8 protein-coding genes, 1 tRNA gene and 1 rRNA gene are annotated in these 13,103 nt (G+C 45.3%); all 10 read right to left on the bottom strand.

Annotated elements, in window-relative coordinates:
* Positions 1–42: 42 nt before the first annotated feature.
* The 10 genes from typA to rrf all read right to left on the bottom strand — a co-directional run bounded on the left by typA (position 43) and on the right by rrf (position 12,925).
* Entirely contained in the window at positions 43–1,869 is a 1,827-nt protein-coding gene (typA, locus tag Q335_RS0106640; protein ID WP_028357951.1) for a translational GTPase TypA, read from the bottom strand.
* Positions 1,866–2,621 carry a tRNA pseudouridine(55) synthase TruB gene (gene truB / locus Q335_RS0106635; RefSeq protein ID WP_028357950.1) on the bottom strand — a complete coding sequence of 252 codons (756 nt, stop codon included), beginning with the start codon at positions 2,619–2,621 and terminating at the stop codon, positions 1,866–1,868. The genes typA and truB overlap by 4 nt, the downstream gene beginning before the upstream one ends.
* Positions 2,622–2,627: 6 nt before the next feature.
* On the bottom strand, positions 2,628–3,053 hold the full coding sequence (gene rbfA, locus Q335_RS0106630; protein WP_028357949.1) for a 30S ribosome-binding factor RbfA: 426 nt from the start codon (positions 3,051–3,053) through the stop codon (positions 2,628–2,630).
* An 11-nt stretch (positions 3,054–3,064) separates the two neighbouring features.
* Positions 3,065–5,977, bottom strand: coding sequence for a translation initiation factor IF-2 (infB, locus tag Q335_RS0106625; RefSeq protein ID WP_211248253.1), 2,913 nt, complete (start codon positions 5,975–5,977; stop codon positions 3,065–3,067).
* Positions 5,978–6,028: 51 nt separating this feature from the next.
* The gene (nusA, locus tag Q335_RS0106620; protein ID WP_028357947.1) at positions 6,029–7,498 is read right to left on the bottom strand and encodes a transcription termination factor NusA; all 1,470 of its coding nucleotides are present in this window, start codon (positions 7,496–7,498) and stop codon (positions 6,029–6,031) included.
* Positions 7,495–7,989, bottom strand: a complete 495-nt coding sequence (gene rimP, locus Q335_RS0106615) for a ribosome maturation factor RimP (RefSeq protein ID WP_028357946.1) — start codon at positions 7,987–7,989, stop codon at positions 7,495–7,497. The genes nusA and rimP overlap by 4 nt, the downstream gene beginning before the upstream one ends.
* Positions 7,990–8,618: 629 nt before the next feature.
* Positions 8,619–10,025, bottom strand: a complete 1,407-nt coding sequence (locus Q335_RS10150) for a pseudouridine synthase (protein ID WP_084493575.1) — start codon at positions 10,023–10,025, stop codon at positions 8,619–8,621.
* A gap of 100 nt (positions 10,026–10,125) precedes the next feature.
* Positions 10,126–10,890 (bottom strand): SMC-Scp complex subunit ScpB, encoded by a 765-nt coding sequence (gene scpB, locus Q335_RS09590; RefSeq protein ID WP_084493574.1) that lies wholly within the window; start codon positions 10,888–10,890, stop codon positions 10,126–10,128.
* 722 nt (positions 10,891–11,612) lie between these two features.
* Positions 11,613–11,689 (bottom strand) — tRNA-Met (locus Q335_RS0106600).
* A 1,123-nt stretch (positions 11,690–12,812) separates the two neighbouring features.
* Positions 12,813–12,925, bottom strand: a 5S ribosomal RNA gene (gene rrf / locus Q335_RS0106595).
* Between the last annotated feature and the right edge of the window lie 178 nt (positions 12,926–13,103).

The following is a 13,103-nucleotide window of genomic DNA, read 5'->3' as shown; positions in this document are numbered from 1 at the left end:
ATATTTTAATATTTTTTTAAAAAAGGCTAAATTTGCCACATATTACTTGGCTGGATTCTCACGAGCCGCTTTTTTGCGCTCATGTTCGAGCAAGTAACGCTTACGCAAACGAATACTTTTTGGCGTGACTTCAACTAATTCATCGTCATTGATAAATTCAACCGCATACTCGAGATTTAGCTCAATTGGAGGTACTAGGCGTACGGCCTCATCGGTACCCGAAGCACGAATATTGGTTAATTGTTTCCCTTTGATAGGATTGACGACTAAATCGTTATCACGACTATGAATACCGATAATCATGCCTTCATAGAGCGGATCACCTGGAGAAACAAAAATACGGCCACGATCTTGCAGTTTCCATAAGGCATAGGCCACGGCATTACCGTTATCTTGGCTAATCATTACGCCGTTTGGACGACCGCCAATAGCACCTTCTTTGACTGGGGCGTAAGAATCAAACACATGGCTAATGAGGCCAGTACCACGCGTCATCGACAAGAAATCAGTAGAGAAACCAATGAGGCCACGGGCCGGGATACGGTATTCTAACCGCGTACGACCACGACCATCGGATTGCATATCGAGTAATTCACCCTTACGACGACCTAACTCTTCCATGACAGAGCCTTGATGCTCGTCTTCAAGGTCAATCGTGACGGATTCCATTGGCTCACACATGACGCCGTCAATTTCTTTGTAGACGACACGAGGTCGAGAAACCGCCAACTCGTAGCCTTCACGACGCATATTCTCTAGCAAAATGGTTAAGTGCAATTCACCTCGACCAGAGACTTCAAAGACCGTATCGTCATCGGTGTCCTTGACGCGTAAAGCCACATTCGATTTCAGTTCAGTATCAAGACGATCACGTAATTGACGACTCGTCACAAACTTACCTTCCCGCCCTGCTAATGGTGAGGTATTAACCATAAAGTTCATCGTGAGCGTAGGCTCATCAATGCTCAGCATCGGTAAGGCTTCGGGATTGGCTGGATCACACAATGTACAACCAATACCAATATCCTCAATACCATTAATCAAGACAATATCACCCGCTTCGGCCATATCGACTTTTTCGCGTTCAAGACCTTTGAATTTAAGTACTTGATTGACTTTGGCATTGAAGCTTTCGCCGTCTTCACCAAATTTAACCGTAACATTTTGGCCGGGTTTAAGAGTACCGCGATTGATACGACCAATACCGATCTTGCCAACGTAACTGTTATAGTCCAAAGAAACAATTTGCAGCTGTAAAGGACCATCTTTATCATCGTTGCGTACGGGGACGTATTTAATAATGGTTTCGAATAAAGGACGTAAGTTTCCTTCACGAACGTCTTCATTTAAACCCGCATAACCAGAGAGACCTGAGGCATACACAATAGGAAAATCTAACTGCTCTTCAGTGGCTCCTAACTTGTCAAAAAGATCGAAGGTCGTGTTGATTACATAATCAGGACGTGCACCAGGTCGGTCGATTTTATTAATCACGACGATGGGTTTAAGACCTAAGGCTAAGGCTTTTTTAGTCACAAAACGGGTTTGTGGCATAGGACCCTCAACCGCATCAACCAATAAAACCACGCCATCAACCATGGAGAGCACACGCTCTACCTCACCACCAAAGTCGGCATGTCCGGGGGTATCGACAATATTGATATGTGTATCTTCATAGTCGACAGCACAGTTTTTGGAGAGAATGGTGATGCCACGCTCTTTTTCGAGATCATTGGAGTCCATGACTCGCTCGACCAGCTGTTGGTTATCACGAAAAATACCTGATTGACGTAACATTTGGTCAACCATGGTGGTTTTACCATGGTCAACGTGCGCAATAATCGCAATATTTCGGAGCGCTCGGCTCATAATTCATCTATCCTTTTTAAAAGTTTTTCTGGCATGACTGCGTGCGGTAAATGCTGCAGAGGTATCAGCATTTCGCAAGGATTTGGGGAAGCTTTAATGGTTTTGAGGCTATGGGCATGACTTAGCTCAAAAGGGCCTACAGAAAGCCGTCTAAGTGCCGTTAAATGTGCAAAACACCCTAAGCGACGGCCAATATCTTGGGCGAGTGTGCGAATATACGTACCTTTACTGCAGTGCACATCGATCACTAAACTATCGTGCGCATGTTCAAGCAAGGCTATATTGTAAATAGTGACCTTACGCGGCTCGCGTTCGAGCTCAATACCTTGCCGCGCATATTCATACAATGGCCGCCCATCCCGTTTAAGTGCAGAGTACATGGGCGGCAGCTGTTCTATATCACCGGTAAATGCTTGCAGCACAGCTTGCAATTGCTCTGGGCTTATCGCCAACGGCGCCTGACTTTGCTGCGTCACCGTTCCCGTTAAATCACCTGAATCTGTTTCTGTTCCCAGTTTAAGCGTGGCTCTATATCGTTTGTCAGCCTCCAACATATGGCCACAAATCTTGGTGGCCGCGCCAAAGCAGCAGACTAATAATCCTGTCGCAAAGGGGTCTAAGGTCCCCGTGTGTCCACCTTTGCGTGCATTAATGGTGTGTCTAAGGCGTTGCAGTGCCTGATTACTCGACATATCCTCTTCTTTATCTAAGAGGATGACACCGTTAATGTCTAAACCTTTTTTTTTGGCCATCCAACCCTAGCCCTTGATTTTGGTGTGATTTAAATCATCGTCTTCGGCGACGACGGGTTCAGCCTCGGTATGATTATTCGCTTGATCAATCAATCGATTCATTTTCATGCCATGAATCAGTTGATCATCATGCAAAAACTGCAGGGTGGGCACGGTATGTATATGCAAAATTTTAAAGAGCAGCGAGTGCAAATAACCTGCTTTTTCGTTGAGCGCCGCACTGGCCTGCTCAGGTTCGGCGCCAATCACCGTAAAGTAGACCTTCGCATGGGCATAGTCAGCACTTAAGTCCACATGGCTTAAGGTCACCATACCCGCTTTACTAATAGGTATCTCACGTTGAATGATAAGCGCCAAATCCTTTTGAATTTGGTCCGCTAATCGCGTATTTCGATTAGCGGCGTTCTTAGTAGAAGACTTATGTCGACTCATAATCACTACCCTTAAAGCGTACGGGCGACTTCTTGGATACGGAAGACTTCAAATTGATCACCCACTTCAATGTCGTTATTGTTTTTGAGCGTGATACCACAATCAAAACCAGCACGAACTTCTTTGGCATCGTCTTTGAAGCGTTTGAGTGAGTCTAAATAACCCGTCCAAATCACCACATTATTACGTAATTGACGAATTTGTGAATCCCGTTGTACAAAACCTTCGGTGACCATACAACCCGCCACTTTACCGATGCGGGAGATAGAGAAGACTTCTCGAACATCAACCATACCGATGATTTCTTCGCGTTTTTCTGGCGTTAACATACCAGACATGGCGTTTTTCACATCATCGACAACATCATAAATAATGTTGTAGTAACGGATATCAATACCGTTGTTTTCGGCCGTTTTCTTGGCGGCTTGATCAGCACGAACATTAAAGCCAATAATCACGGCATTGGAAGCCACGGCTAAGTTAACGTCACTTTCGGAGATACCACCCACGGCGGCATGCACCACTTCGACACGAATTTCATCGGTAGATAACTTGAGTAAGGACTGTACCAGAGCCTCTTGTGAACCTTGGACATCGGTTTTGACAATCAAGGACAGGGTTTGCATACCTTCCTGTACGTTATCAAACATAGACTCCAGTTTAGCGGCCTGTTGTTTCGCCAATTTGACATCACGGTATTTACCTTGACGGAACAAGGCAATTTCGCGGGCTTTTTTCTCTTCGTTGAGCGCTAACAAGAGATCACCGGCTTGAGGCACATCGGATAACCCTTGAATTTCTACTGGGAAAGACGGACCTGCAGAGTCGAGATTTTTGCCAGTTTCATCGACCATGGCACGTACGCGACCGAAACTCGCCCCCACGAGGACATTGTCACCTTTGTGTAGCGTACCACTTTGTACTAAAACGGTTGCCACAGGACCACGACCCTTATCGAGACGCGCTTCAATCACTAGACCTTTAGCTAGCGTCGCAACAGGTGCCTGTAGTTCAAGAATTTCGGCTTGTAATAAGACGTTTTCAAGTAAATCGTCAACACCTTGACCCGTCTTGGCGGAGACTTCGATAAATGGCACGTCACCACCGTATTCTTCTGGTACGACTTCTTCGGCTAACAGCTCTTGTTTGACGCGTTCTGGATTGGCTTCTGGTTTATCGATTTTATTGATAGCCACGACCATCGGTACTTGAGCGGCTTTAGCGTGACTAATCGCCTCTTTGGTCTGTGGCATCACGCCATCATCGGCGGCCACCACCAAAATCACAATATCCGTTGCCTGAGCACCGCGGGCACGCATCGCTGTAAAGGCCTCATGTCCTGGCGTATCAAGGAAGGTCATGACGCCATTATCCGTTTTTACGCGATAGGCACCAATATGTTGGGTAATACCCCCAGCCTCTCCCGTTGCCACTTTAGTGCGACGGATATAGTCCAGCAGGCTAGTTTTACCATGGTCAACGTGACCCATTACCGTAACGACTGGGGCGCGTGGTTTAAGCTCAGCATCTTCTTGATCTTGCTCTTCGTCAAGGAAGGCTTCAGGATCATCTAACTTAGCGGCGACGGCTTGGTGCCCAAACTCTTCGACCACAATCATGGCGGTTTCTTGGTCCAAGACCTGGTTAATGGTCACCATTTGACCCAACATCATCAGTTTTTTGATGACTTCAGCCGCTTTAATGGACATTTTGTGCGCTAAATCTGCCACTGTAATGGTTTCAGGGACGTTGATTTCGCGAGAAATAAATTCTGGCTCGGCTTTAACTTGTGGTTTGTGATGTTGTTTGTTGCGTTGTTTATTGCCGCCACGACTACGCCATCCATCCTCTTGCGCCGACGCATTGCGTCTATCGTTACGACGTGAGGAGCGGTTGTTACCATCATTAAATTCGCTATCGCGATCACCTTTGCGCGGGGCTGAACCTTTTTCAGCTTTGCTGCCTTTTTTCGGAGCATCAGTACTTTTGTTGACGGGCGCGCGTATCACTTTGGCTGGACGGTTAAGCATTTCTTGAATCGCACGCGCTTCTTTTTGGGCACGACGTTTCGCTTCAGCACGCTCTTTTTCTGCGGCTTCATTGCTCTTCTCTGCGTCAGCGGATGACTTGGCCTCTGGCCGCGACTTAGCTTTAGTGTCGCTGTCTTTTTTGCTGGCTTTCGTCTTGTCTGATGGCTTCGCCTGGTTAGCTTTTGCTGTCGTTTCTTTGGCAGTACTGGCTTTAGGCGCCTGTTCAGCAGTCGCACTCGCCGTCACAGATGAGGTCTCAGAGGCAGCGGCTTTGTCGCTATCACTGCTTGGTGTTGACGCAGTGCTTTCTGACTTGGCTAGGGTATCTGACACGGCGGCGTCTTTAGTGTTCTTAGCGGGGGCTTGCGCGTCCGCAGGCACCGCCACCGCTGATTTGGCTTTTTGGGCCGCTTTGTGACGTGCATCATTCAGTGCACGAGCCTCAGCTTCGGCTTTTTCTTTGGCACTTAAGGCAGGCTTGGCCTGTTTGGCTTCAGCCTTAGTCTCTGGGCTAGCCTTCACTGCGTTCGCGGCTGCGCTTGACTTCGGCTGCTCAGTCACAGGTGTAGCCGCGGCCGGCGCTTCTGTCGTAGTTTCAGTGGCCGACTTATGTCGATGAATCTGACCTTTGCTGGCTTTTGCGGCCTCACCTGACGTTTTTTTGCTGTCCGCCTTTGCAGATCCAAGTGCATCAGGCTTAGGCACAATCGTACGTTTTTTGCGGACCTCAATTTGCACACGGCTGCCGTCTGCCTGGCGCAATTCAGAACGTTGCGGACGACGGATTGAAATCTTTTTGCGTGATTGTGGAGCGGCCGCTTGCTCGGTTGCTTTATCCGTATCGGCCGTCACTTTTTTATCTTTTCCTAAATCTGACTCAGTACTTATAGACATTAATTTCTCTTTAATAATTTATATGTAATCAAAAGCGGTTAAACAGCAGAATTATTCAAACCAATGGGCACGCGCTTTAATAATGAGTTCACCTGCTTGCTTTTCGTTGAGACCTGTAATTTGCACCAGCTCATCAGTGGCCAACTCCGCTAAATCGTCACGCGTTTTGACATCTTGAGCGACAAGTTTGGCAATTAACTCAGGCGTCAACTCTGCAAATTCAGCTAATTCTGGTGCAGCATCTAACTGCTCTTCACGTTTTTGGGCAATCGCCATTAAGGCATTTTTGGCCCGATCGCGTAACTCTTCGATCGTCTCATCATCAAAACCAATTGCTTCGAGTTCTTCACTCGGTACGTAAGCGATCTCTTCGAGACTAATAAAGCCTTCATCAATGAAAATATCAGCCACTTCGTCATCTACGTCTAACTCTTGCATGAATAAATCGCGTAGTTTTTGACGCTCTTGTTCTTTTTCGGCCTGGCTCTCTTCTGGCGATAGAATATTGATTTGCCAGCCCGTGAGCTCAGACGCCAAACGGACGTTTTGGCCACGACTACCAATGGCTTTAGGTAAGTTTTCTTCGTCAACCACCACGTTCATGGATCTGCTTTCTTCGTCAATTAAAATTGACTCAACGGTGGCCGGCGCCAAGGCATTAATCACAAATTGCGCTGGCTCATCAGACCATAGAACGATATCGATGAGTTCGCCACCGAGTTCATTACGTACCGCCGTCACGCGCGAACCACCAATGCCTACACATGTACCAATTGGTTCAATACGTTTGTCATAAGCAACGACGGCAATCTTAGCGCGCATTCCTGGTTCCCGAGCGACTTCTTTGATTTCAAGTAGACCTTGCTCTATTTCAGGGACTTCGACCTCAAACAACGCTTTGACAAACTCAGGAGCGGTGCGCGACAAGGTAATAAATTGACCACGCGCTTGTGGGTCGATTTTGGAAATCCAAGCACGAACGCGATCACCTAAGTGCAAATTCTCTTTGGGAATCATTTCGCTGCGCGGCAAACGAGCTTCTATTTTGCCACTTTCAAGAATGGCATCGCCCTTATCGAGACGTTTAATTGTGCCCGAGAAAATCGTATCACCACGTTGAATAAAGTCCTCGAGCATTTGACTGCGTTCGGCATCACGAATTTTTTGGAGGATGGCTTGTTTGGCAGCTTGAGCACCAATGCGACCAAATTCCTCTGGTTCTAAATGCTCTTCAATATATTCTCCGACCTGGATCCCGGGTTGAATTTCTTGGGCATCTGTGTAGAGTTCTTCACGATCTGGCTGCTGCAAGCCAGCTTCATCAGGCACCACCAACCAACGACGATAGCCCTCGTGTTCACCAGTACTGCGATTGATGGTCACCTCGACATCGGCGTCTTCTTTGAAGCGTTTTTTCATGGCAGAGGCTAAGGCACTTTCTAATGCCGAAAAGACTACGTCAACACTTACAGCTTTTTCGCGCGCTAAGGCGTCTACCAACAGAAGAATTTCACGACTCATTTGTTTTTACCTTTGAAATCTAATACGGGATCAAGCTTGGCTTTTTCGAGATCAGAAAAAGCAAACTGGATTGTTTGGCTAGTTTTATTTTTGTTATTGACTGTATACGTCAGACGAAAAGCCGCTTCATTCGGGTCCTCTACGATAGCATCTGCCTCATACACACCGCTAAAGACCTTTTGGTTGTCAATGGCGTTATACAGTTTGATCTGGATTTGCTGACCCACAAATCGATTGAGGTCTTGCAGGGTTTTTAGGGGGCGATCCACACCTGGAGAGCCCACTTCAAGACGTTTATAGTCAATTTCTTCAACTTCGTAGACGCGAGACAATAGTCGAGACACCTGTTCACAGTCTTCGATTTTGATACCCTCTGGTTTATCGATGGTTACGACCAAAAGCCCTAAGGCGGCACGTTCGACATCGACTAATTCGATGTCAGCATCGATACCAGCAATCGCTGATTGTGTGAGTTCAAATAAATCTGTCATACCTTAAATAAAAAATGGGCTTTAAAAAGCCCATTTATTCTTTTAATTACTGAAATTTTCAGTATATTTCGAAAAAATAAATAAAATATTACAATTTAGTGGCCAGCCAGCTAGCTAATATGACTAGTAAGATAAGCCAGTAGATATCTATAAATTCGATAGCTAACTAGTACCTAATTAGATAATGTAATTAAATTATCTAATGATTCGCCTAAGGAACATTAGAATCTAGTAAATTAGAATCTAACAATACGCGACCCGAGGACGGCTATAAATACTAGGCACTCGTGTGTACACTCATATATGCGCTCACAAATGCAGTGATGTAAGCAGTGATATAAGCAGTCATATATGCACCCATAAAAGCACCCCAAGGCACCTGTATGACAAATCGCATAAGGCTAATCCAGGTACCACTATCTGGCACCACTGACCATGCACTAAGTTCTGTAACATTTACTCATTCGATTATAGCAAACTAATTAATCACTTGCCACATTTATACCGAGTTAAGTAATTTAAGTCATTGATAGTTAGTAGCTTTTACTCAGTTTAGCGAGCTCAGATTAAGCGCATCAATAAAAGCCAATACGTAGCGAATCCAGAACGCAGGGCTTTCTTAGATGATCCTAACCTTGGCGCCGCCGAGCCATAATCCCTAAGTGCGACTCATGGGCGGCACCACTGGGTTGCGCATCGCGTCGTCCGATACGTCCGTTACGGTACGGACCGCGTTTGCGCCCGTAAGCACTTGGTGACTGCGCAGCGCCCTTGTCATTGCTAAAATGATTGCCATTATTGTGTCGGCGCGAGCGTTTAGACTGAGCGTCAAGCTTGCTTTTGTGGCGAGATGCTTGATGAGAACGCACCTTGGAACCACGCGTCTCACCGTATAATTGCGATGGCGAAAAAGGCTGCGCGACTTTGCTTTGTTCAAACCCAGGTGGCATGGCATTCGCATTTGAAATCGGCTGACGGCTACGGCCTTGACGACCTTCAGCGTTATCGCGCGTCAAACCCAAATGCGACATGAGTGAAAGAACTTTTTCGGCGTCTAACTCTTGCCAACGTCCACGTTTGAGATTGCGTGGCAAGCTGACTTCACCAAAGCGTGTCCGTATCAAGCGACTCACAGTAAGGTCAAAGGCCTCAAAAAGACGTCGTACTTCTCGGTTGCGCCCCTCTTGCAAGGTCACACGGTACCAACGGTTACTGCCCTCACCCCCTAAAAACTCAACGTCGTTAAAATGCGCTAGGCCATCATCCAGTTCAATCCCTTGTAGCAATTGCTGCTGTTGCTCGTCGCTCAGCTCACCTAAGATACGTACAGCATATTCGCGCTCATAACCGTAACGCGGGTGCATAAAACGGTTGGCAATATCCCCAGAAGTTGTAAAAATTAATAAACCCTCGGTGTTTAAATCAAGACGACCCACAGAGACCCATTTACCGACTTTCATTTTGGGCAAGCGAGCAAACACCGTATCTCGACCTTTAGGGTCATCATGAGTGACAATTTCTCCTGCGGGCTTATGATAAAAAATCACACGGGGTGGTTTTTTGTGATTGGGTGTTGTCACGACACGTGCATTGACTTTGACCACATCATTATAGCCCACGCGTTGCCCAATGTGCGCTGGTTCACCATTGACAGAAACACGACCTGAGATAATCAACTCTTCCATGTCTCGACGAGAGCCCACACCTGCTTCTGCCAGAAATTTATGTAGCTTAGGTCGTATTTCTTCGGGATTGCCTAATTTATGAAGACGCTGGTCGTGATCTTGTTCGCTTTCAATCCACATCGGGTTAAATTGATCATCTCTGGGGGTATGACGTAGATTGGATTTTTGATGCGGTTTCTTAAATCCCCTTTTGGCTAACACTGATTGTTTAGGCGCTTTGCCTTGACTAGGCTTTTCAAATTGGGCATCAGCGCGGCGACGGCGAAATGGTGTTCTAAGCTTACGACCCTTTTTGGACGAATGCTCGGCGAGATGATTGTGTTCGTCCGGTGCTGAGTTTTCAGTAAACATGAATAAGTTGAATCCTAAATTTTTTTGTATTGATTAATGATTAAAAAATTGTTCTAGCTGTTAACCAGCGCTGTCTCAAAGACGCTACGAGAGTGCCTGCTCATATCGAAGACTTGGGCGATGATGCATCCGCCGCTAGCTCCTTATCCACAGTTAAGGTGGTACTTGCTGCCTGGCTGTCAGGCACTTGATGCGTAGCGCTCTCGTCACTCCTCGCGGTCTGATCCGCTTGGCTAGCCTCAGAGTCGCTTGCAGACAAGGCCTGATCTACATTTTGGTCTGATGCTTGCACGGGGGCTTGGGCTAATAATTGCGACAGCTCAGGGCTATCGTCCAGTGTAAGATCCGCTTCAGAACTCAGCTCAGGCAAGTCACTCAGCGTTTTTAGCCCCAAATCATCTAGAAACTGTCTGGTGGTCCCTAATAATGACGGCTTACCGGGTGCATCACGATAACCGACAACCTCTATCCAACCACGATTTTCTAGCGTTTTAATAATTTGTGACGAAACGGTCACCCCCCGAATATCCTCTATATCGCCCCGACTTACTGGTTGCTTCCATGCAATAATCGCAAGCGTCTCTAGTACTGCACGCGAGTATTTAGGTGGTTTTGCTTGGGTTAAGCGCTCCAAATACTTCTGCATATGCACTTGACTCACAAAACGCCATCCCCCCGCAGACTCTTGCAACTGCATGCCCTTATCTTGCCATTGAACTTGCAACGCCAATAGCGCCGTTTGAATTTGGGTTTTTCTAATGGCATCTTGCTCTGTAAAAAGCTTAGCAAGATCTGGCACCTTAAGCGGTGTCTCAGAACAAAGTAAAACCGTTTCCAGAATAGTTTCTATATTCTGCTCTTGCATCAGTATGAATAAGTGAATTAGGTTAAGTTGTTTAATTGACTTATTAGTGTTTGTGCTAAACAACTGTGACTGTGTTTAAAGGCGGGTACTCGCTAAGAATATGAATGATAAGTACGACGCTAAACAAATCTTTTTGGTGTGAATTATTATACTAAAGCCCCTAGTTTCTACAATAAGAAATGGGGATTTACTTGATATTTGGTAAGCTATTACTCGTTCTAAAACTCGGTAATGCTGTGGCACTGCCTTTATATAATTTACGGGCTTAGATAATACGCTCATGGCGTAACTATTAAGCACGATATTAGAACCATTTGAGAGCTCGTTTGGCCTATTTATTTTCTATGTATATCGCTATTGACTAACAATGAGACATTGTCGATCAGCTTCGCTATAGTCTATGCGTAGAGATAAGTCCGATAAGTTCTTTAGCTGGCTAAATGCCTTAGCAATGCTTAACAACGCCACTTGAGTTTATTAATTTTGCTGTTTTGAGATCTAAAAAGAGCCTATTGAAATATTAGGACGTGCAAACGATTTTGTTTAAAGCTAAATCTTTAGTAGATGAATTTTTATGAATAAATCTTTAGTGCCGAGCTAGGTATCTGCAATAAGTGCAAATTATTAAGCAAGGGGTTCAGCAAAATAAGCAAAAGTTAAAAAAAAACGCTACCAATGTAGCGTCTTACTCTATGAACTTTTTAATGACTTGATAAATTGTGTGGTTGCGGAGGCAGGATTTGAACCTACGACCTTCGGGTTATGAGCCCGACGAGCTACCAAACTGCTCCACTCCGCGTCAGAAGTTATTATTATAGGTAAGATTACCTACTGTGTCAAGACTTTTTCAAAAAACTTTCATAATTTTGTGTTATTTGTCTTGTTTTTTATAAAGGTGTGGCGTAAATCCCTATGCCTTTGATCTCATTGACAATCTAACTGTAACGGCGCTAGCACACAGTACAGGCCATAACCACATTGACTTGAAAAACTCGTCTGTATGGGCAAAAACCGCCCCTAATGAGTTAACTACAGGTATAAAAAGTGCAGCACGCAGGTAAGGCTGATTACACCTGAATGTCTTTACTTTTTAGCAAACTAAAAACTTGTACGTCGTCTGTTTTGGCGCTGGCCGAACAATACAATGAGTTTAAAAAAATGTTGGATCAGACGATGACTTAAAAGTCCCTTTAATGAAAAGTATAAAAAGTTGCCATTGATGCAATGACTAGTACCACAAGTCGACATAATCGCTTTTGAGTCACTCATCCTGCAAGTAGGGACAAAACTATCAGTGTGATCAAAATATGACGTAAGAGGCGTCTTTAAGCAAACACGTCACGAACTGCTGCCCGCTTAGGCTGACTATGAAATGGTTAGTAGCTCAATCACTCAGTGATCACTATATTCAGCAAGCAAAGGCTTGGCTATTAGCTAAAAAATAAAAAAATAAAGAATTAACTAGCCAAACCGCTATTTCAGCTATGCAAATTAATACTTGCTGTAGATGTATCGTTTACAGACAAAGACTAGTCTAAATGCAGCAGGTTCTTTAGGCGATCTATGTTGTTGCACTCAATTCCCTAGCAACGGCTATAGCACTTGGCTTGATGCGAATTGTAAAAATCTTTATTAGGCAATATGCTGGCTACGCACTTTACCTATCTTTATACAAGGTGTTATTTTGTAGATCCCTTGTTAGGCGTATCGCCATGCAGTGATTGGCAAGCCTCACCGCTACTTAGCTGACTGCTTTGTGTGTTATCTTGTAATCGCAATCAAGGTATTACATTGCTAAGACTGCTTAGATTGTTTAGATTGCCTTAGATCACTTAGTTCGCTGTGCTGCTTGGCAGTGACTTGCTATATTTTTTAGGCAATAAAAAACCCCGTCTGTATAAGACGGGGTTTAGTAATAAATAGTCTGACGATGACCTACTTTCACGGGTGTCCACCAACTATCATCGGCGCAAAAGCGTTTCACGGTCCTGTTCGGGATGGGAAGGCGTGGGACCACTTTGCTATGGTCGTCAGACTTAAAGCTCGTATGGCTCAGTCTTTGAGCAATTAGAAAGAAGCACAACACTGATTGTGTTTGTAGTAGAACGTGTTGACGCACACGTTTGTTTGTTTCTTTGTTCAGCCTGATCAGTTATAGGATCAAGCCTCACGGGCAATTAGTATCGGTTAGCTCCACACATTGCTGTGCTTAT

Source organism: Brackiella oedipodis DSM 13743 (genome assembly GCF_000621025.1).
GTDB classification, from domain to species: Bacteria; Pseudomonadota; Gammaproteobacteria; order Burkholderiales; family Burkholderiaceae_B; genus Oligella; species Oligella oedipodis.
This window is presented reverse-complemented; position numbering and strand designations above follow the sequence as displayed.